This window comes from Bacillus sp. YP1 (assembly GCF_000877815.1).
GTDB lineage: Bacteria > Bacillota > Bacilli > Bacillales > Bacillaceae > Bacillus > Bacillus subtilis.
Map to the genome: position 1 here is coordinate 1642045 of NZ_CP010014.1, position 19665 is coordinate 1661709.

The window sequence follows — 19665 nt, forward strand, 5'->3', positions numbered from 1 at the left end:
AAATAACCCCCTCACATTGACGTGAAGGGGTGTTTTTTATTGTTACTATACAGCGGAAATTTTACAGGCTAGTTGCATGATTTTAGCTTGATAAGCAGAATGGAAACTAGACACGCCATCATCTCTTTCTCATTCTTTGGAAACTGCATTCTGCTAGGTTTGCTGCTTTTTTTAACGAACAGTGTTTTTCTATTTCACACAGCCATTAAATCCTCTGTTTGTCACATAACCGCTCTTACTCCAAATTGACAGTTTATCTGATTTTGCTTCTTGCTCATCGAACTGTGTCTTTCTTTCCGTTGTAAATAACCTTAATCGTATCTCCATCTATTGCTCTATCTAATGTAACATTGACCAATTTCTTCTGCTTTTTTGAATGAGGCGTGCCGGCCTTTTGTTCTGTCTGATTATATTCATTAGATTGAGTATCTTGAGAGACTTGCTCCGTCCCATTAGAATCTGAATGGTTTTTGGCTGCGTGATGTGATCCGCAAGCTGCCAAAGTAATACTTAAAACGATTGCGATCATACTGATCAAAATCTTCTTCATATTGATTCCCTCTTTATCATTTTCTCTTTTCGCGATTAAACATCATCATTATAACGATATGGACATTTTTTGTGAATGGAAAACTTCAAGGGAACTTATAACACTCAAATTGCCAATAGTTAACTTCACAACGAGATGATCAAAACATCACCATTACATAGCGGAAATAAATAATCCTGAAAATAATATTGACTGAAAATGCTTTTGGAATTATGATAATATGAGAAATGACAATAATGTGACAAAAACATTACTACAACATAACAACTAATAGCTTAGGTTTATTCTATTGGCTAAAAATGTAAACGGTTACAAATCCAGAGGCGAAAATCTAAGATAGAGATGACTTTAGTTTTGACTCAATATCCACACTGAAAGAGCTTATTAAGTATTCTTAATAAAGGCAGGGGAAATGGATATGAATGAACATCGAAATCGAAGGTTGAAATTAATAATGATTTCAGCAACTTTTGGAGGGCTTCTCTTTGGATATGACACCGGAGTTATAAATGGAGCTTTACCTTTTATGGCAAGGCCAGATCAGCTTGATTTAACACCGGTTACAGAAGGGCTTGTTACGAGTATTCTATTATTAGGTGCCGCGTTTGGAGCGTTGTTATGCGGAAGATTGGCTGATCGATATGGCCGCCGTAAAATGATCCTTAATCTTTCCTTTTTATTTTTCCTGGCATCACTGGGAACAGCGTTAGCACCTAATGTTTTCATCATGGCGGTCTTTCGTTTTTTACTGGGGCTGGCTGTTGGAGGAGCCTCGGCGATGGTGCCGGCCTTTTTAGCAGAAATGGCACCGCATGAAAAGAGAGGGCGTATGGTAACCCAAAATGAACTAATGATTGTTGGCGGGCAATTTTTAGCATATGTTTTTAATGCGATTCTCGGTGTAACAATGGCAAATACGGGACATGTTTGGAGATACATGCTTGTCATTTGTGCTGTACCGGCTATCATGTTATTTGCCAGTATGCTTAAGGTACCAGAAAGCCCCCGATGGCTAATCTCCAAAGGCAAAAACAGTGAGGCGCTGCGAGTTCTTAAACAAATTCGAGAAGATAAACGTGCAGAAGCTGAATGTAGAGAAATTCAAGAAGCGGTAGAAAAAGATACAGCACTAGAAAAGGCATCACTCAAGGACTTTTCTACACCATGGCTGCGCCGTCTTTTATGGATTGGAATCGGTGTTGCCATAGTGAATCAAATTACAGGTGTGAACTCGATTATGTATTATGGCACACAAATCCTTAAAGAATCTGGTTTTGGTACAAAAGCGGCTTTAATCGCTAATATTGGAAATGGGCTGATATCAGTTATTGCAGTTATATTTGGGATTTGGCTGGTCGGAAAAGTGAGACGGCGTCCAATATTATTGATTGGTTTGGCGGGGACGACTACAGCTCTCCTATTGATTGCAATTTTCTCAATTGTGCTTGATGGATCTATGGCACTTCCTTATGTAGTGCTTTCTTTGACCGTTTTATTTCTTGCCTTTATGCAAGGGTGTGTAGGACCTGTGACTTGGCTTGTCATAGCGGAAATATTCCCTCAAAGGTTAAGAGGACTTGGTTCTGGGATAAGTGTTTTTTTCCTTTGGATATTAAACTTTGTGATCGGTTTTGCTTTCCCGATCTTGCTTAGCTCTGTAGGTTTGTCTTTTACATTCTTTATATTTGTGGCTTTAGGTGTATTGGCAATCGGTTTTGTATACAAATTCATGCCGGAAACAAAGGGGCGTACACTTGAAGAATTAGAAGAGCATTTTCGTTCTCGACAAGATCATAATACTCCTGAACAATCAATTATTGAGGTATAAATATGTTGAAAATCTCTCTTCTTATAGGAGGGATTTTTTTAGTTTCAGAAAAATCAAAATCCCTCTGGTAGAGGGATTTTGATTCAGCATTTTAAGATGTTCTACACGTATAATACTGGAGTTGATACTTTAAAAATCTCGCCATCTCTTATATAAAAACGAGGGATGCGGCGGCTTAATGTAGACACGACTTCATAGTTAATCGTATTGAGCATTTCAGCCACTTCATCAACGGAAATCTCGGCTCCTTTTTGCTTACCGTAAATCACGACTTCTTCTCCTTGTTTACCTTCACCGTTTTCTCCTAAACTGACCATGATCATATCCATTGTTACTCTTCCCGCCACTGGCACTCGTTTTCCGCGATGAAGAACAAACCCGCGATTGGAAAGGGCACGAGAATAGCCGTCAGCATAGCCAATCGGGAGTGTAGCAATTACTTCATTAGGTTCTGCGACGTATGTAGCACCATAGCTAACGGTTCGGGGTTCTGTACGCATGGTTTTCACATAAGCGATGCGCGCCTTTAAACTTAACGCAGGTTCAAGCTTAACGAGGTTTAGTTGTTTAATATAGGCTGAAGGATATAAACCATATAAGCCGATACCTAAACGGATCATATCAGCGCTAAATTCCGGAAATGCGATAGCTGCAGCCGTGTTGCACATATGCACGGTGGGCAGCTCAATCCCCTGTTTTTTTAAAAAGCTGAGAAAACTGATGAATTTTTCGTGCTGCAGCTTTGTGAGTGTTGTGTCCGGTTCATCAGCTGTCGAAAAATGTGTGAAAATCCCTGTCCATCTGAGGAATTTACTTGCCTTTAAGGCTTTCACTACTTCTAAAAGTTCTTCCTTTGTGCGTACACCTAATCGTCCCATGCCGGTATCCACGTTAATATGAATGGCCAGCCGGTTAGCACTCGCTTCTTTTTCCAATATCTCGTTTGCTTCTTTCATCCAATCAACCTGAAATGCTGATAATGTTATATTCCAAGCTGCTGACTTCTTTACACAACTAAGGGATGTAAAACCAAGCACAAGGATAGGTGCTGTAATCCCAGCTTTTCGTAAAACGATTCCTTCCTCCACACTGGCAACAGCGAGCTCACTCGCCCCGTGTTCCAGTGCATGGCGTGCCACTTCTATAGACCCGTGACCATAACCGTTCGCTTTTACGACAGCCATAATTTTGCTCTTATGTGGAATATGACGGCGAATCGCTCGCAAATTCTTTTTAACGGCATCAAGATTGACTTCGATCCAAACTTCTCGGCAAAGCTTTATCATCAACGCTTCCTTCCTTCTTATGGATTGTAAATACCACCTATTGCCGCAAGAATAAATGTTAATTGTTGGATGATTCGATCTTATTTTATTCAACTTTATTTGAAATCATTCAACAGCAAATCCATGTGATACGAGAAGGTGCCTATCAATGTTCGAATAATAGCAAGTACGGGATACATGAGGCTTGTAAGTGGGGTGTTAATGGGTACGGCGACCGAGGATTACAAAAATGATTATTTGTTTTGGGACATTTTTTTCTAAGGGTAGATGATAACGAGAAATCTAATCAGGAAATACTTACCGTTCATCAATACAAAGGATACAGGTTAGAATTAGTGATGTTTGATGTTTGATGTTTGATGTTTGCAGTATAGAAGCACAGAAAAAGCAAGGAAGTAACAGCAATCTTCCTTGCTCCATTGGATTCCTATTAGAGAGCACGCACTTTTGCAAAAGCTTTTATCTTAGCTCCATCATCATTTTGACAGCGAATATAATATGTTCCGGTTTTATAGTGTGATACGTCAAGAGTTAGAGTTACACTTTTGCCAGGTTTAACTGTATAGCCGGAAGCGATTGTTCCACCACCTGGTTTTACAATTTTGAATTCAAATGGATTGCTTCCTGTATTCTCAACAAAAACTCTGATTTCGCCATCTTCACTTCCATAATAATCAAAATAAAATTTTCCGTCACCTCTAAACGTTTCTTCCTCTTCTAGTATAATATCGGATTGTGCGGCAAACGCAGTGACTTTTTTAGGTGTGTGGTCAATTGATGCAGCTGAAGCATAAGTAGAGCTTAATCCTGTAATTGAACTAACTAAAATCGAACCTACCACAATTTTCTTAAACACTTTTCTTCATCTCCTATATAAGAAATAAATTACAAAATTATACATTCGGTAAAGAGTTGGAAAGACCTTTGGGAAATCCTATAATTCACAAGAAATACAAAAAGGGTATGTTTATTTCTGGTGAATATTTATGACGGAGTAAACATGTCATAACATCAGGATGATTAAAGCGTAATCAAGTACGGTCTGAGACAAGCAGGACACTACATATGAAGGCACTGACTGGCTAACTTTTCTCAACAAAGACAAGAGAACAAGAGGGCGTCTATTGTTATGAACATTGAAGAACCTTTTAAATGAGGAGGGCTGAGGAAATTCTGTAAAAGATAATCGGTTGAAAAGGCAGTCGATTCCTTGTTCCATAAACCTAACATTAGAGTATATAATTAAACTCGTATTCACAAAAATCGTTTAAGTAAGGGGTATACATGAATAGGGGAGTTAGTTTTCAAATACCGAATGAATATGGAAATTTTCTATGGAGAATACTGCAGCCGGTAGAAATAGCTAATTATAGGTGGCAAACGAGTGGGGAATCTTATTTTGTTGTAGAAGGAGAGCTCGATGATGAGGAGCTTTTTCATGACTACGCAATTGTTGAAGGGGCAGTTTTTGAGCAACAATTAAAAACGAATCAGTACTATACCATTTTCGTTGAACTGAAAGCATTTCCATATGGAAAAATGGTTAATCAAGTCAATACATATGAAGAGTTTGCTGACAGTGATTGCGAACTTGTCCTTTTGATAGCAGATAATAGCTACGTTTCGATTTACTGTAAAAACAAAAATATCATTGAAAAACTTTACTTCAATGCTTTACAGAATGATTTTGAAGACGTTCAATTTATAACTGATGAAAATGACACAAGAACAAGCCTTACTGTATGATAGTCAATAAAAATTAAAGGAGCTAGTACATGACAATGCAAATTAAAATCAAGTATCTAGATGAAACACAAACAAGAATCAGCAAAATTGAGCAGGGAGACTGGATTGATCTTCGGGCAGCTGAAGATGTAACAATCAAAAAAGATGAATTTAAGCTTGTCCCATTAGGTGTTGCAATGGAGCTGCCTGAAGGTTACGAAGCACATGTCGTCCCTCGTTCAAGTACATATAAGAACTTTGGCGTTATTCAAACAAATTCAATGGGTGTTATCGATGAGTCATATAAGGGAGACAACGATTTCTGGTTCTTTCCCGCTTATGCATTGCGTGATACTGAAATTAAGAAGGGTGATCGTATCTGCCAGTTTAGAATCATGAAGAAAATGCCGGCGGTTGAATTGGTTGAAGTCGAGCATTTGGGAAACGAGGATAGAGGAGGACTCGGTTCAACAGGTACTAAGTAAACAAAATAAATCCTTGGCTGTCTTCATGCTGTGTGATTGATCAATGGAGGTTTCAGCCAAGGTACAAAGAAATACTTTTATCTAAATTTTTATAAGTAGGGGAAGGCAACTACAAACTAGTAATGCCACTAATAATAAGCCAAGTTAAATGACATGTGTTCATTAATAATTGAATTTACAGCAGCCATGAGAACAAGTTCAAAATATAAGATGAAATGAGACATAAGACTTCACAAAAAAATCTGAGTACCGTCGATAAATATCATAAAAAAGCCCCCGGTATGTCGCCGGGGAATAAATAGACGTTTAAGAGATTTAGTGATGTTTTTTATATGATTCGACAAAATCATAATAATGATCATCGTCATCATAATACTTTTTTTCGTAATGATAATCGTGATCATCGTAATACTTTTTATCATGGTCATCATACTTTTTATCATAATCATAATGTTTTTTATCATGATCATAATACTTGTCGCAATCATAATGCTTCTTATCATTGTCGTAATACTTTTTGTAATATGTTTTTTTCCAAGTGTAATACTCTTCTTTATATTTTTTATAATAACCCAATTAAATTCCTCCTTTATGTTATTCGAATTTAATTTATGAAGTTTAAATGATATGGTATGGTCAAATAAAATAAGAATAGTAAAAAGAGGCTGTTTAAAACACTTTCTGAAAAACAAAACGGATAGCTGTTTAAGAGCGAGAGAGAGCACTCAATCACTGTAAAATAATAGTAAAGTGTATAGAGAAGATTAGTATACGTAAAAAGGGACTTTCTCATTGAAGAATATTTGAACGTTATGGTTAAGATTCAAGAGCTCTATGATGTGATTTTTAACACTGCTTTTGAAGGGTTTAGAGTTAGACATCAAAACAAACATCAAAACCGGTTAGAAACAGATCATATAAGGAATGAACCGCTGCCAAATATCATAAAAAAGTTGTTAATGATCAAATGAATGAAATTAGAGAGAATTTATTTTAAAGAAAGCCCAATTGCACATGGACAAATGACAATTGATATTGAGGTAAAATACAATGCATTAAATCAGAAAAAGCTATTGGAGGATTTAATGTGTTTAGACAATTTCCAATTTGGTATACACAAACACCTGACTATTTGAATTTTTATGTGCCGCAATATCAAACCATTTCTTATAATCCTCAACAATGTTATCAACGGTGTATGTACCAAACTGGCGGTAACTATGAGCTATGTGACAGACTATGTTATGGAGAAATACAGGTGTAAAAGAGGGGGTTATTAACTCCTCTTTAAACACACAGTGAGTGGAATAAGATCCTCACTTTATCTGCGAGTGCTTAGTATTTGCGATAATATTGTATTCGTAATAAATTATGCTTAGCAACTGAAAATGAAAGAAGGATATGAATAGTCATGACGCAATTCGATAAACAATACAATTCAATTATAAAGGATATTATCAATAATGGAATCTCAGACGAAGAATTTGATGTAAGAACCAAGTGGGACTCAGATGGAACACCGGCACATACTCTAAGTGTAATGAGTAAGCAAATGAGATTCGACAACTCAGAGGTTCCTATTTTAACGACAAAAAAGGTTGCCTGGAAAACAGCCATTAAAGAGTTGCTCTGGATTTGGCAGCTGAAATCTAATGATGTTAATGATTTAAACAAGATGGGCGTACATATTTGGGATCAGTGGAAACAAGAAGACGGCACCATCGGACATGCATATGGATTTCAGCTGGGGAAGAAAAACAGAAGTCTAAATGGAGAAAAAGTGGATCAGATTGATTATCTTCTTCATCAATTGCAGAACAACCCATCTTCACGGAGACACATTACAATGCTTTGGAATCCTGATGAATTAGACGCAATGGCCTTAACACCATGTGTATACGAGACACAATGGTACGTTAAACAAGGGAAACTCCATCTGGAGGTAAGAGCACGGAGCAATGATATGGCGTTGGGAAATCCATTCAATGTCTTTCAGTATAATGTGTTGCAGCGCATGATTGCTCAAGTCACAGGTTATGAGCTTGGTGAATATATCTTTAACATTGGGGATTGCCATGTGTACACACGTCATATAGACAATTTGAAAATTCAAATGGAAAGAGAACAGTTTGAAGCACCTGAACTATGGATCAATCCTGAAGTGAAAGATTTTTATAACTTTACCATTGATGATTTCAAATTAATCAACTATAAACATGGGGACAAGCTTTTATTTGAGGTAGCGGTTTAATGCTGCCTTTTTATTGTGCAGTGAATGGATAGCAGGTATCCTAATTTCATTAAGCAATCTGGAAGATGAATAAAAATTGAAGGACAAACACGTATAATACATAAAAAAGATTAACTCTACAGTTAATCTTTTTTATTCAGAAGAAAATATCCTAACTTTGAAACTAAATACAAAGTAAAAGCAATCATTACAGTTCTAGATATTACAATTCCATGAATAGCTAAATCATATCCAGCAGGTACCAACGCATTTGTATTACACATAAAATATATAGATATTAGAAGTGCTACAATAACTAAAATCATTCCAAAAAGACTTGATTTTTCATATTTCATACCAATTTCCACCCTTATTAAAGTTAGGTTTAAACAAAAGAGCTGAAGAAACGAACTATGACCAGTATGCTCCAATGAAAACCGCCAGACAATGCTGGCGGCTTTTTGCTGCTTCGTTTATTTATTAACAGAGATCGTAACGTTATTTCCTGCAACTGAAACCTTTGCGAAATCCTGTGTATCTACCTCAGGAGTGACGGCTTTATTGTCGATTGTGATGTTGTTAAAAGATGTCGAAAAGGTTGCTTTGATCGCATCACGCTGGCTTTCATACGAAACAGCCGCGGTAGCAAGGGTTTTCCATTTTGAAATCGTGCCGATGTTGGTTCCTTGAATTTCTGTGATAATCCGTCCGGTGTAGCCGTCATTGTTCGTTCCCCAAAGGGTCATGCGCGTATTGCCGCTTAAATTTTTATAGATTGTCATTTGGACTGTGCTTCCAGGGCGGAAGCCTTTATTGTATGTGAATTTGTCTTTTCCTTCGATGTACGTTTCTTCATTTTTGGACCCAACCTTCATGAGGGGCTTCCAGACATTGTATTGTTTGCTGTACTGAAGCCCGATATCTGCTTCAGTTCCGCTTGTTGCCCTAAAGCCAGAATAAATATAGGGAGTGGAGACCGAGTCGTTGTTTTTTACAGTTTCAGGAAGCGTAATTTTAGCTGTAAAAACGGCGCCCGTACTGTTCAGGTAGACACGGCCGCCGATTCCGTTAGGCAGCTGGGATGCTGCTTTTGCGACTTGAGCGTCTGCCGCGAGTAAGCCTGGTATACCTGATGAAAGGGTTCCGAAAAGAACTGCTGTTCCTACTGCACCTGCAATCAATACTTTTTTCATCAAAATTTCCCCTTTAGATAGTGGTTTCGCCATTTATTATACCTTATTTTGGAACTGGATTGATGTATATAAATCGAAAAATATTTCATTTTGAGTAAAGTAAGGGACGAAACGCTTCGCCAATCTGAAAGCTATATACCTTTATCAGAGGAAAGAATGAGATCACAATCGTTTTAACCGATTTGAAATTTTCCTCAAAATAAAAGTACAAATGCTTAAAGAAACGATTATTAAAAGGATGCCCGCTATCGTTTCCCAGCCTGTAAAAAAGAGGTGACGTTTCATCAATGTCTGTCCTTGTAAAATGATAAAAGCACAGATACCGACTAAGAAAAGAAAACAAATACTTAGGATTGCTAACGCTTTACGTGAGTATGTTTTCATTTCATCTTTAAAATACAGCAATACGAAAACAAAGCAGATAACATTGGCTATTGTGCTTATCACCTCAAAGCTTTTCATGACAACTGATATAAATAGACAAAGTAAAATGAGATAAAATACGATGTTTCTATACAAAAAACCTCTCCTTTTATGTATGATCCTCAAAGAGTTTATAAAAGTTTCTTTGTAACTGCAATAAACTGAATGCGCTCACTTATGAACTAACTAAACTATGTACTAAATATTCACTATTCTTTTTCAGATTCAGTCACCAAGGTTTTCATAGAAAGGGGAGCTTCAGAAATATACATATAGTGCACAAACAAAAAAAGACCCGGCAATAGCCGGGGGAAAGTAAAAACGAGGAGATGTTAATGGCGTTTAGTAGTGTTTTTTATGCTTTTTATACTCTACAACATAATCATAGTCTTTTTTATCGTGATCATAATATTTTTTATCATAGTCATCATATTTTTTATCATGGTGGTCATAGTATTTTTTATCATATTCGTAATACTTCTTATAATACGTTTTTTTGACCGTATAATACTCTTCTTTGTATTTTTTGTAATAACCCATATATACTCCTCCTTTATTTTTACTACGCTTTATTATACGGCGAGTAGATTTTGCGGCTTGGACAGTTAAAATCATAGAAGGAAAAAAGGGCTGTCCAAATGATTAAAAAAAGACAGATGACACAAAAACAAATCAAAATAAAGAGCCGATTTTTCATCGGCCCAAACGATTTATCCTACATTTGTTTGTCTTCTTTGTTTTCTGAGTCATTTTTTCTGATATCCTGAGTCAGTCCGCTTGTTGCTTGTTTAAATTCTGATAAGGCTTTTCCTGCTGCACGGCCAAGCGCCGGCAGTTTATCAGGCCCAAATACTAAAAAACCCACAAACAAAATAACGAGTATTTTTGTGAAGCTTAATTCCATATCCTTTTCCCCCTGATTGAAGTACAACCTTTTAAACAAATTATAAGAGATAGCAGTACAAATGGGAATGCATTTATTTTGAACATTTTAAAACCAGCACAAAGGCAGATTCATAAAACGGCTGCTGCTGAATATAATGTCCAATGCCACCTGCCTAAGAAGCAGGGAGGCAGGCTGGATCAATTATGTAGCTCTGCCGAAAATGATACAAACGTATCTGCGGCTATCATTGAAATAGAGGAGTGGTGTAGCTGATGAGATTCACTAAGGTAGTTGGATTTTTGTCTGTTTTAGGGTTGGCTGCGGTTTTTCCATTAACGGCACAAGCAGAAAAAGCCGGAACTGCGGGGGCTGGAGAGTGGGATAAGTTGGGGACTTACACATATACTTACTCAAGTCCGACGGTATACTCGACCGGAGGAGATTTTAGAGTGTGCCTTTCAGGAAGCACTCCTTTTTCTGTTTCACTGCACTTATATGAGGATGATCCCGGTGACAATCCTGATGATTATGTAGGGGCAAACTATTTTTCACCCGGAGAATGCCACACCTTTGGCAGTATTGGAAAATTTGTAGATGGGAGCAATAACAAGGCCGAGTTCTTTGTTACCGATTACTCTGGTAAATCTAAAACTGTTACGTTTTATGATTGATGGACTCAAATTGTGAAGTATAACCCTTGGGAAAGAACAAAAAAGAGAGATACCTCTCTTTTTTTATGCTTCGACAGCCTTGCGAAGCCTTTCATTTACAATGCCAGTCCAGCCGCCATCCATCTTGCCGCGAACGACGGAGCTTTTCTCGTTTGCTTTGCCGATCACTTCATTCGGCTCTTTCCAGCCGCTGTGAATAAGGGTAAACCCTGTCTTTTCCCCCAAGTCTTCTAATTGAAAGGTAACGACCCATCCTTCTGTATCCCATTCAAAAGAAAGTTCAGTTGGAGCTTGAACAGCCAAAACTTTACAAGGGGACGGCCCAAACGGTGATTGTAAGTGAAATTCTTGTCCTTCTTTGAGCTGAAAGTCATTGGGCATAAACCACTTGGCAATGCCTTCTGAAGTAGAGACTGTCTCCCAGACTTTCTGAATGGGAGCCTCTAGGGTAATGCTTTTTGTAATATCTGGTAATGTGTTTTCGTTGTTTTGAGCCATTTCGTTTACCTCTTGACATATGATGTTTTTTCAATTCAATCATATAATAACTAATAAGATCATGTCCATAGCGTGCATTATTTATGCTAGAGCTGCTGTTCAACAGCGTGTCAGTCGCCAGTCTGATCTGTGAATGGGAGAATTCTGCATGTTCGAGAAAGAGAGAGACGTGTATGTTGTCATTTCGTTCATGCTTGTTTGCTCAGCCGCAACTGTTATGTTTGAACTGGAATTCCTGTTCAGCCAATTTATTTTGCGATTTTTGTTTTAATAGTAAATGAGCCATTTTCTAAAACAGGAGGTTTTTTATGCTTGGAAAAATCAAAGCAGCCATTGATAACAGTCCAGGGAAGCCGGCCAGAATTTTAGTTAGTGAAAAAGCGTTTCAGCAATTAGAGGAAGAAATGCGCTTTGTTTACGTTTCCAAACCGAAAACGATAATGGGGATTCCTGTGGAAGTTTCAGATCAGGCAGAAAGCTTCAAGCTGGAATTTTAGTTTTCCCAGACTGCTAAAAGGCTCATTTTGTGTTAATTATGCAAAATGGTCAGGTTGATTTCTTTAAAAGCATGATGAAATGTTCATCATGCTTTTTTTATTGAGAAAAAAGACGAACATAAAAAATAGGTATACGGGAAAAATAATCCTATTAGAGAGAGGGGAAATGACAGATGGATAACATGATATCAACACTTACTGATTGGAATGTGTGGTTTCAAGCGTTAGTAGTATTTCTCGTTCCATATGTAATCTATAAAGTGTTTACTTGGATTCATGTATAAGAAGGTGCAATGATGAGGTGGCGGAACAATCAGTACAAAACACAGAAGCAGCATAAATCAGATTATTCGACAGCTGAAAAGCAGGATCAGGATGTGTTAACCGGTAACATCGGATACGACTTAGAACATGTAAAAAGAAAAATAGGACATAACGGGGACGTTCATTTCCGTGAGCTTGAAATCACTCAATTACATGTGAAAGCGGCATTGATCTTTGTTGAAGGACTGTCTGATCAGGACTTGATTAATAAAGGACTATCAGTGTTAGTCATGAATCAACCTAATCAGGTAAGCGATGAAATTTCTCAATCCGGCAAAGGTATTTTAACTTCGAAACAGATAAAAAATCAAATCGTATCAATCGGTGATGTCATAGAATCAGAGAAAATCAGTGATATCGTGTTGAATGTTTTCATGGGTTCGACAGCGCTTCTCATTGATGGAATACCGCAGGCCTTTCTTCTGGGAACTGTAAAAAAACAAAATCGAAGTATCGAGGAGCCGCTTTCAGAAGCGCTTGTCAGAGGGCCGCGCACAGGCTTTACAGAAGAGTTGAGTACGAATACAGCTCTTTTGAGACAGCAAGGAAAAAATGATCAATTAACATTGCAGAGATTTGAAGTAGGAACACGATTAAAAAAGGATTTAATCATCGCTTATATGAATGACATTGCAGATCCAAAAGTAGTCGAGGAAGTAAGAAAAAGAGTGAGAGGGATTGAGATCGATCATTTGCCGGAGTCAGGCTACGTTGAACAGTTAATTGAGGATAATTATTTGAGCCCGTTCCCGCAAGTACAGAGTACAGAACGTCCTGATCGCGTCATAAGCGGATTAATGGAAGGAAGAGTAGCCATTCTGCTTGACGGCACTCCGTTTGCTTTGATTGTTCCAGTCACTTTCAGCATGATGCTTCAATCGCCTGAAGATTATTATGAACGATGGTTCCCGAGCTCGCTCATCAGATTGCTGAGGTTCATCGCAGCAATGATAACGTTATTCGCACCCGCTTTATATATATCATTTATTTCTTTTCATCCGGGGTTAATTCCGACCAAGCTGGCGATTTCAATTTCCGGGACGCGCCAAGGTGTTCCGTTCCCATCCCTTATTGAAGCCTTATTTATGGAAGTCGCAATCGAAATTTTAAGAGAGGCGGGGCTTCGTCTGCCAAAACCGATTGGACCCGCAATTGGCATAGTTGGCGGATTAATCATCGGGGAAGCAGCTGTGCAGGCGGGGATTGTCAGTCCAATCATGGTCATTGTTGTTGCGCTCACAGCAATTTCTTCATTTGCCATCCCGCATTATAGCACAGGTATAGCACTTCGGATGCTTCGGTTTGGCGCGATGTTTTGTGCGGCGGTGTTTGGATTGTTTGGAGTCATTATGTATTATCTGCTGCTAAGCAGCCATGTCGTAAAACTAAAGAGCTTTGGTGTGCCATACGCAAGTCCGGCAGTGCCCTATCAATTAAAAGATTGGAAAGACTTTGTTATCAGAATGCCTCTTTTAGTCATGAAGCGCCGGCCTAAAATGATGAATACAGATAATACAAAACGGGTGAAGTGATGAACTTAACAGGATGGTGATAAAGTCTCATGTTCAGCCCAACCAGTAAAATCACAACCGCTCAGGCAACGATTATCATCATTAATTATATGCTTGCTGCCGGAGTTCTTACGCTCCCTCGGACAGTAACAGAACAAACACAATCTCCTGATGGATGGATTTCAGTTTTATTAGGCGGGGTCCTAGCGGTAATAGCCGGGATGATTATAGTTAAATTAAGCCAGCAGTATCCTCAGGAGACCTTTTATGAATACTCCCGACATATTGTAGGAAAATGGCTCGGGCATTTAATCAGTATTGTTTTTATTACTTATTTTCTTGCACTCGGTGCATTTGAAGTCAGAGTCATGTCCGAAATCGTGGATTTTTTTCTCCTCGAAGGGACACCGTCTTGGGCAATCATTATGACAGTTCTTTGGATTGGGCTTTATTCAATTACACAAGGCCTAGATCCGATTGCACGGCTTTTTGAAATGATTTTTCCGATTACGGTCATCATCTTTTTAACGATAGCCCTCATGAGTTTAGGCATATTTGAGATCAACAATTTGCGTCCTGTATTAGGTGATGGAATCATGCCAGTTCTCAGAGGAGTAAAGACAACGAACCTTTCATTTACATGTTCAGAAATTATGCTCATTTTAGTAGCATTTATGAAAAAGCCGAAAAATGCGGTGAAAGCGGTTGTGATCGGGACAGGCGTTGTGACCAGTTTTTATATGATTACGCTAATTATGGTAATCGGTGCACTATCAGTTGAGGGAGTTGTGACGAGAACATGGCCGGGGCTTGACCTGATGAGAAGTTTTGAAGTACCTGGTTTAATATTTGAACGGTTTGAATCATTCCTGCTTGTGATTTGGATTATGCAGCTTTTTGCTACGTTTATTATCACTTTTTATGCAGCTTCCCTGGGAGTCTCACAAGTTTTTAAAAAGAAACCCCTTTCATGTATGTTTGTGCTGCTTCCTGTTATTTATATCCTCTCTTGCATGCCGAAAAATGAAAATGACGTCTTTATATTGGGCGATACGGTCAGTCATATCGCTTTGTATATATTTGGCGCTTTGCCGATTTTGCTGTTAGTCATTTCGAAATGGAGGAAAAGAGGTGAAAAGTAAACTAAAACGTCAATTGCCTGCTATGGTCATGGTATGTCTGCTGATGATTTGCGTAACAGGATGCTGGAGCAGTCGGGAAATAGAAGATCTGGGTCTCACATTCGCTATCGCAATTGATAAAGGAAAAGAAACGAACACTGAAAAAGAGTTAAAAGAAGAGGGCGGGAGCTATCCGAAAAAAGACAACATTACGCTGACCTATCAATTTGTTAATGAAAAAGCGGCAGGCGCGGGCACAAGCGGGGGAGGCGGTAGCGGACAAGGAGCGCAAAAAGCGTATATTAATATAAGTGAAACAGGGGATTCATTACAGCAGATCGGAAGTGAGGTTGCATTAAGACGGGACCGAGAAGTGTTTAGCCCGCATTTAAAAGTTGTTGTCATGAGTGAAGATGTGCTGCACACATTTCCTATCGACGAAATGCTGGATCAATTTTTTCGTGATAATGAAATCAGGCTGAGCTGTCTTGTTTTATCTGCTAAAGGGGAAGCAAGAGACGCTCTCCAGCTGAAAGAGAACGGAGAAATTCCGGCATTTCGGCTGATTGGATTAGGTGAAAATGAACATAAAGTTTCCAGAATTCTTCCCCCTATGACACTCGCGAAACTAATTGGAAAACTGCATTCTGGCAGCAGCTTTTTACTGCAAAATGTGGTTGCGGCGAATGGAGCGGTCAAGTATTCCGGAGCAGCTGTAATCAACGGAAAATCGAAAAAAATGATAGGCACTTTAAATGAATATGAAACTGAGGGAATTACATGGATTAGAGGAGAAGGGAAAGGCGGAGTTGTCAAAAGCCATGATAAAAAGAGCCAACAAACGATAGCGTACGATATCAATAAAATCAAAAGCAAAATTCAGCCAATCGTAAAAGGGAAAAATATTTCATTCCATGTCGATATTGAATCAGAAGGCGATTTGGTTGAAAACTGGAACACAAAAGAGGCGTTGGACACCCAGTTTATAGATCGTCTCGAAACGACTATTGAAAACGAAGTAAAGAAAATAGTTGGTCAGGTATTAAAAAAAATTCAGCGTGATTATAAAGCAGATGTTGCGGGTTTTGATGAATCTTTAAGACTTACATATCCCCACTTATGGAAAAGGGTGAAAAATAACTGGGATGACACCTTCAGTAAAGCCGACATCACATACAGTGTGAACGTCACAATTACTCATTACGGCACGGTTAAAACTCAGTAATGAATCCCAAGGAAGAGAAGGAAACCTCTCTTCTCTTTTTTATACTTTTTTTGGAGAGATATACACTTTTCAAATCGACCAATATGCTAATATAGGAATTGCTTGAAATAGGAGGGAGAAGGGGCTGTGAGGCAGAAACCGATTTATGTAGAAATCGAAATGAAATCTGATCTGGATACACTCTGGGAATATACACAAAACCCATCACTGCATAAGGAATGGGATCTCCGGTTTTCAAATATTACGTATTTGAATAGACAACCATGCGAAAAACAGAAGTTTCTTTACGAAACAAGGGTAGGCTTTGGATTAAAGGTGTCAGGTACAGGAGAAACCGTCGGTGTTTTCAACAAATGTTCATCTGAAAGGTCTTCTTCACTGGCTTTTGGCTCTAATCATCCGTTATCTCTGATTCGGCATGGAAGCGGCTACTGGAAGTATATACAGAGAGAAAATGGGAAAATGACGTTTTTAACACAGTACCAATACAAAACAGCCTACGGACTGCCGGGAAGATGGATCGATCGTTTATTATTTCGACCGCTGCTTGGCTGGGCGACTGCCTGGAGCTTTGATGCATTAAGGCTTTGGGTAGAGCAAAATAAACATCCGAAGCGCTTTATTCGATCCGCTATCATCTATGTGTTCATGTGTCTGTTTTTCAGCCTGTTTTGGTTCTATCAAGGCTTTGCAGGTGTTGAGACAAGCATATTGGCAGGAACAGCGGAGATAGGCTTAGCTATTTTGTGGCTGATTCCTTTAAAAAGAAAATGGATCATTCATGGTGTCCAGGCTTGTATTTTTGCTGGGTTTGCTTGTCTAGGTTCCGAAATATTCATGTGGGTTCTATTGAGTGTGTTTTCCGCTGCAAGCGGCGCTCTTAGCCTGCAGCTCCCCAGTGCCAGGCGCACAAAACGAAAGAGAAAGAAGTGACATTGTGAGTTCGATTTATGAAAAATCAATTATTAACTATCATTTGCTGCATCCCAAGCTGCAGAAACGGTACCAATTAGACGGGTCTCATACATTCAGCGGGACGGGAACGATGTCAGAAATAAGCGGAGGCTCTTTTCTGGTTAGAATGCTGTTAAAGCTGGGTGTTTTTTTCAGATGCTTCTTTTCAGAAAGAGGCAAAGACATTCCATTTACAATACAAAATAGAACTTGTCTTTTGAAATCACAACATACAGGGATAGAATGGAATCGTACATTTTTCTTTAAAGGCAAAAAACGTTTCTTTGACGCGATAATGATATATGACGAGAAAGAAAATAGAATACTTGATTTCTTCGGCAAACCTCATCTGCTGTTGTCTGTTTTGACGTTCGAGGCATCTCTTGACGGCTCTCTTACAATCACATCGGGAAAGCAATGGCTATTGATATTTGGAAAAAGAATCCCGTTGCCGAAATGGCTGACCGGTACATCCGTAGTTTGCGAAACGTTTGATGAAAAAAAGAATTGTTTCACCATTGAAGTGCATGTGCAAAATACAATTCTTGGCACTCTTTTCTTTTATAAAGGAACGTTTCAGGAGGAAGAGAGAGAATCATGAAACGAAATGGCATAGTCAGTGCGCTTTGTTTTATAGGATTTCTTGCAGCGGAAGCACCGGATATTTCAGTGGCAGAGGCACTCGTTTTGTTATCCATTCTATTTTTCGTGCCTGGAATTTTCCCTTTTGTTTTTCGTCAATCGCCGGTTCGTGCTGCTCAGTTTATGGAATATGGGCTAATCCAGTGCTATCCGGTAGCCGCATTCTTTGCGGTGCTGGCTCTAGTGACGGAGGTTGGAGGTTTCGCGCTAATCTGGTGGATGTACACAGTTTTTATTGCATTGTATGCGATCCTCCGCCTTTGGGAAACAAAGATACATAGAATCGAAGAGACATCAGTTTTGTTCGGTCTTATTTATTTGGCGGGAGGAGGATTTTGGTTTTTTGCTTATGCTGCCCATTTGCAGATCATGCAATTTGGCCCTCTCATCATTTTGCTGACTGCTGTCCACTTTCACTATTCTGCTTTTCTGATCCCGATCTTCAACGGCTTACTCGGCAGAACCATTAGAAAACATCGGATGTTGTATAGTTGGATAACATGGGTGATTTTGCTTTCGCCCCTTCTTATCGCACTGGGCATCACATATTCAAAAACACTTGATGTCATTGCGGTTAGCATTTATATGGCGGCGATTTATCTTCATGCATTTTTGGTGTTCACGGCAGCTTTTCGCACCAAGACGGGGACATTTCTTATTTGGGTTTCTTCCGCTGTTTTAATGATAACGATTGCTTTCTCGATGATTTATTCATTTGGTGTATTTCGGCAAGAAGTTACATTGACCATCAATCAGATGATTTGGATTCACGGTTTTGTCAACGCGTTTGGTGTTATCTTGCCCGCTCTCATAGGGTGGAGAATAGAGGATCCGAAGTCTTTTGATGCAGACAGTGTAAAGACATTCAGCCGTATCTACGGAAAAAGAAAGATTGGAGAAGAATTTTTAGCTAGCATTCAAGCTGAAAATAACGCTCGGTACAGCGGACTTGTGGATGATATGGGCAGCCTGCGTTCAAAAGATTTTTCACCAGAAAAACTGGCGCCGCTCATTCTTTCGTTTTATGAACACACCATCGAATACAATATTAAAGCAAAAGTAACATGGAGCACGTGGTTTCGGCCGCTTGCAATTGTTTACGAATGGTTCAGCAGAAGAATCGGCCAAATACATCTTTCGACGAACCCTGATTGGTATAGGATGTACAGCAAGATAAAAGGTGTTCATTCTAAAAAAGACGGAAGGGAAAGAGTACGTGCCTGGATTAGAACAAATGAAAAAAACGAAACCATTTTTACCGCTCTTTATTCAGTGTATCGTTCAAATGGAGAGGGGTATATGAATATTTCTTTACCGCTTCCATTCAGCAGCATGACAGGTATTTTAAAACCATATCATCATCAGGAGAAGCTGGTTTTAACAAGCAGGCGGAGAAAAGGCAGAGCGGGGGATGAGGGAATTTATCTGCAAACAAGAGCGGGAACTTGTCCGCTTCCTTTATCTGAAACCTTTCTGATAGAAGCTGCATATGACAACAAATTAACCGCTGTTCATCATATGTGGCTGTTCGGAATAAAATTTCTAACTGTTCATTACAGCATTACACATATTAACCAGCCTATTGAAAGAACCTAACACAAAGAAGAAGTTTCGTC

The 19665-nt window shown here is 38.8% G+C and carries 23 protein-coding genes and 2 pseudogenes; 15 read left to right on the forward strand and 10 right to left on the reverse strand.

Going from position 1 to position 19665, the window contains the following annotated elements; all coding sequences use genetic code 11:
* Positions 1-189: 189 nt before the first annotated feature.
* Positions 190-550: pseudogene (locus QF06_RS07860) on the reverse strand (hypothetical protein).
* A 412-nt stretch (positions 551-962) separates the two neighbouring features.
* Between QF06_RS07860 and QF06_RS07865 the strand changes: the two are divergent.
* Positions 963-2378, forward strand: coding sequence for a sugar porter family MFS transporter (locus tag QF06_RS07865; RefSeq protein WP_041850792.1), 1416 nt, complete (start codon positions 963-965; stop codon positions 2376-2378).
* A gap of 101 nt (positions 2379-2479) precedes the next feature.
* Here the strand turns inward: QF06_RS07865 and alr are convergent, their stop codons facing one another.
* Together alr and QF06_RS07875 are read right to left on the reverse strand one after the other, a co-directional pair.
* Entirely contained in the window at positions 2480-3664 is a 1185-nt protein-coding gene (gene alr, locus QF06_RS07870) for an alanine racemase (RefSeq protein WP_021479223.1), read from the reverse strand.
* 430 nt (positions 3665-4094) lie between these two features.
* Complete coding sequence (locus tag QF06_RS07875; RefSeq protein WP_014479913.1) at positions 4095-4520, reverse strand: hypothetical protein; 426 nt, start codon at positions 4518-4520, stop codon at positions 4095-4097.
* Positions 4521-4948: 428 nt separating this feature from the next.
* On the opposite strand from QF06_RS07875, the gene QF06_RS07880 reads away from it, so the two are divergent.
* The gene (locus tag QF06_RS07880) at positions 4949-5410 is read left to right on the forward strand and encodes a DUF2691 family protein (RefSeq protein WP_029317844.1); all 462 of its coding nucleotides are present in this window, start codon (positions 4949-4951) and stop codon (positions 5408-5410) included.
* Positions 5411-5439: 29 nt separating this feature from the next.
* A complete protein-coding gene (dutA, locus tag QF06_RS07885; protein ID WP_003245820.1) occupies positions 5440-5874 on the forward strand; it encodes a dUTP diphosphatase DutA in 435 nt (144 codons plus the stop codon).
* Between the two features lie 315 nt (positions 5875-6189).
* Here dutA and cotU read toward each other — a convergent pair whose 3' ends face one another.
* Positions 6190-6450, reverse strand: a complete 261-nt coding sequence (gene cotU, locus QF06_RS07890) for a spore coat protein CotU (RefSeq protein WP_003231648.1) — start codon at positions 6448-6450, stop codon at positions 6190-6192.
* Positions 6451-6845: 395 nt separating this feature from the next.
* Between cotU and QF06_RS21760 the strand changes: the two genes are divergently transcribed.
* Positions 6846-7010, forward strand: a complete 165-nt coding sequence (locus QF06_RS21760; protein ID WP_003231643.1) for a hypothetical protein — start codon at positions 6846-6848, stop codon at positions 7008-7010.
* Between the two features lie 275 nt (positions 7011-7285).
* The gene (locus QF06_RS07895) at positions 7286-8125 is read left to right on the forward strand and encodes a thymidylate synthase (RefSeq protein ID WP_041850791.1); all 840 of its coding nucleotides are present in this window, start codon (positions 7286-7288) and stop codon (positions 8123-8125) included.
* Positions 8126-8247: 122 nt separating this feature from the next.
* Here the strand turns inward: QF06_RS07895 and QF06_RS07900 are convergent, their stop codons facing one another.
* The 5 genes from QF06_RS07900 to tatAC all read right to left on the reverse strand — a co-directional run bounded on the left by QF06_RS07900 (position 8248) and on the right by tatAC (position 10624).
* Complete coding sequence (locus QF06_RS07900; RefSeq protein ID WP_015252014.1) at positions 8248-8535, reverse strand: hypothetical protein; 288 nt, start codon at positions 8533-8535, stop codon at positions 8248-8250.
* Between the two features lie 42 nt (positions 8536-8577).
* A complete protein-coding gene (locus QF06_RS07905; protein WP_128441652.1) occupies positions 8578-9300 on the reverse strand; it encodes a YrpD family protein in 723 nt (240 codons plus the stop codon).
* A 159-nt stretch (positions 9301-9459) separates the two neighbouring features.
* Entirely contained in the window at positions 9460-9816 is a 357-nt protein-coding gene (locus QF06_RS07910) for a YoqO family protein (RefSeq protein WP_015713993.1), read from the reverse strand.
* A gap of 246 nt (positions 9817-10062) precedes the next feature.
* On the reverse strand, positions 10063-10260 hold the full coding sequence (locus tag QF06_RS07915) for a spore coat protein CotC (RefSeq protein ID WP_043940127.1): 198 nt from the start codon (positions 10258-10260) through the stop codon (positions 10063-10065).
* A gap of 175 nt (positions 10261-10435) precedes the next feature.
* Positions 10436-10624, reverse strand: a complete 189-nt coding sequence (gene tatAC / locus QF06_RS07920) for a twin-arginine translocase TatAC (RefSeq protein WP_003231634.1) — start codon at positions 10622-10624, stop codon at positions 10436-10438.
* 78 nt (positions 10625-10702) lie between these two features.
* On the opposite strand from tatAC, the pseudogene QF06_RS21765 reads away from it, so the two are divergent.
* A pseudogene (locus QF06_RS21765) lies at positions 10703-10862 on the forward strand (hypothetical protein).
* A gap of 16 nt (positions 10863-10878) precedes the next feature.
* Complete coding sequence (locus QF06_RS07925; protein WP_009967329.1) at positions 10879-11277, forward strand: hypothetical protein; 399 nt, start codon at positions 10879-10881, stop codon at positions 11275-11277.
* A gap of 63 nt (positions 11278-11340) precedes the next feature.
* Here QF06_RS07925 and QF06_RS07930 read toward each other — a convergent pair whose 3' ends face one another.
* On the reverse strand, positions 11341-11775 hold the full coding sequence (locus QF06_RS07930; RefSeq protein WP_041850789.1) for an SRPBCC family protein: 435 nt from the start codon (positions 11773-11775) through the stop codon (positions 11341-11343).
* Positions 11776-11923: 148 nt separating this feature from the next.
* Here QF06_RS07930 and QF06_RS22240 point away from each other — a divergent pair, with 148 nt between their 5' ends.
* The 8 genes from QF06_RS22240 to QF06_RS07965 all read left to right on the forward strand — a co-directional run bounded on the left by QF06_RS22240 (position 11924) and on the right by QF06_RS07965 (position 19645).
* Positions 11924-12046, forward strand: coding sequence for a hypothetical protein (locus QF06_RS22240; protein WP_015713998.1), 123 nt, complete (start codon positions 11924-11926; stop codon positions 12044-12046).
* Between the two features lie 37 nt (positions 12047-12083).
* On the forward strand, positions 12084-12272 hold the full coding sequence (locus QF06_RS07935) for a hypothetical protein (RefSeq protein ID WP_003231626.1): 189 nt from the start codon (positions 12084-12086) through the stop codon (positions 12270-12272).
* Between the two features lie 293 nt (positions 12273-12565).
* Positions 12566-14128: a spore germination protein gene (locus tag QF06_RS07940; RefSeq protein ID WP_072175922.1), complete on the forward strand. Its 1563-nt coding sequence runs from the start codon at positions 12566-12568 to the stop codon at positions 14126-14128.
* Positions 14129-14157: 29 nt separating this feature from the next.
* Positions 14158-15249: a spore germination protein gene (locus QF06_RS07945; RefSeq protein ID WP_038827868.1), complete on the forward strand. Its 1092-nt coding sequence runs from the start codon at positions 14158-14160 to the stop codon at positions 15247-15249.
* Entirely contained in the window at positions 15239-16453 is a 1215-nt protein-coding gene (locus QF06_RS07950) for a Ger(x)C family spore germination protein (RefSeq protein ID WP_038827867.1), read from the forward strand. Before QF06_RS07945 ends, QF06_RS07950 begins: the two co-directional genes overlap by 11 nt.
* A gap of 126 nt (positions 16454-16579) precedes the next feature.
* Positions 16580-17386, forward strand: coding sequence for a hypothetical protein (locus QF06_RS07955; RefSeq protein ID WP_038827866.1), 807 nt, complete (start codon positions 16580-16582; stop codon positions 17384-17386).
* 4 nt (positions 17387-17390) lie between these two features.
* Positions 17391-18008: a DUF4166 domain-containing protein gene (locus tag QF06_RS07960; RefSeq protein ID WP_029726669.1), complete on the forward strand. Its 618-nt coding sequence runs from the start codon at positions 17391-17393 to the stop codon at positions 18006-18008.
* Positions 18005-19645: a YndJ family protein gene (locus tag QF06_RS07965; RefSeq protein ID WP_038827863.1), complete on the forward strand. Its 1641-nt coding sequence runs from the start codon at positions 18005-18007 to the stop codon at positions 19643-19645. The genes QF06_RS07960 and QF06_RS07965 overlap by 4 nt, the downstream gene beginning before the upstream one ends.
* Positions 19646-19665: the final 20 nt, after the last annotated feature.

What these genes read in the sequence shown, in the direction of transcription:
- QF06_RS07865 (WP_041850792.1), top strand. Translation starts at nt 963, where the DNA reads ATGGATATGAATGAACATCGAAATCGAAGGTTGAAATTAATAATGATT.
- alr (WP_021479223.1), bottom strand. Translation starts at nt 3,664, where the DNA reads ATGATAAAGCTTTGCCGAGAAGTTTGGATCGAAGTCAATCTTGATGCC.
- QF06_RS07880 (WP_029317844.1), top strand. Translation starts at nt 4,949, where the DNA reads ATGAATAGGGGAGTTAGTTTTCAAATACCGAATGAATATGGAAATTTT.
- dutA (WP_003245820.1), top strand. Translation starts at nt 5,440, where the DNA reads ATGACAATGCAAATTAAAATCAAGTATCTAGATGAAACACAAACAAGA.
- QF06_RS21760 (WP_003231643.1), top strand. Translation starts at nt 6,846, where the DNA reads ATGAAATTAGAGAGAATTTATTTTAAAGAAAGCCCAATTGCACATGGA.
- QF06_RS07895 (WP_041850791.1), top strand. Translation starts at nt 7,286, where the DNA reads ATGACGCAATTCGATAAACAATACAATTCAATTATAAAGGATATTATC.
- QF06_RS07915 (WP_043940127.1), bottom strand. Translation starts at nt 10,260, where the DNA reads ATGGGTTATTACAAAAAATACAAAGAAGAGTATTATACGGTCAAAAAA.
- tatAC (WP_003231634.1), bottom strand. Translation starts at nt 10,624, where the DNA reads ATGGAATTAAGCTTCACAAAAATACTCGTTATTTTGTTTGTGGGTTTT.
- QF06_RS07925 (WP_009967329.1), top strand. Translation starts at nt 10,879, where the DNA reads ATGAGATTCACTAAGGTAGTTGGATTTTTGTCTGTTTTAGGGTTGGCT.
- QF06_RS07930 (WP_041850789.1), bottom strand. Translation starts at nt 11,775, where the DNA reads ATGGCTCAAAACAACGAAAACACATTACCAGATATTACAAAAAGCATT.
- QF06_RS22240 (WP_015713998.1), top strand. Translation starts at nt 11,924, where the DNA reads ATGTTCGAGAAAGAGAGAGACGTGTATGTTGTCATTTCGTTCATGCTT.
- QF06_RS07935 (WP_003231626.1), top strand. Translation starts at nt 12,084, where the DNA reads ATGCTTGGAAAAATCAAAGCAGCCATTGATAACAGTCCAGGGAAGCCG.
- QF06_RS07940 (WP_072175922.1), top strand. Translation starts at nt 12,566, where the DNA reads ATGATGAGGTGGCGGAACAATCAGTACAAAACACAGAAGCAGCATAAA.
- QF06_RS07945 (WP_038827868.1), top strand. Translation starts at nt 14,158, where the DNA reads ATGTTCAGCCCAACCAGTAAAATCACAACCGCTCAGGCAACGATTATC.
- QF06_RS07965 (WP_038827863.1), top strand. Translation starts at nt 18,005, where the DNA reads ATGAAACGAAATGGCATAGTCAGTGCGCTTTGTTTTATAGGATTTCTT.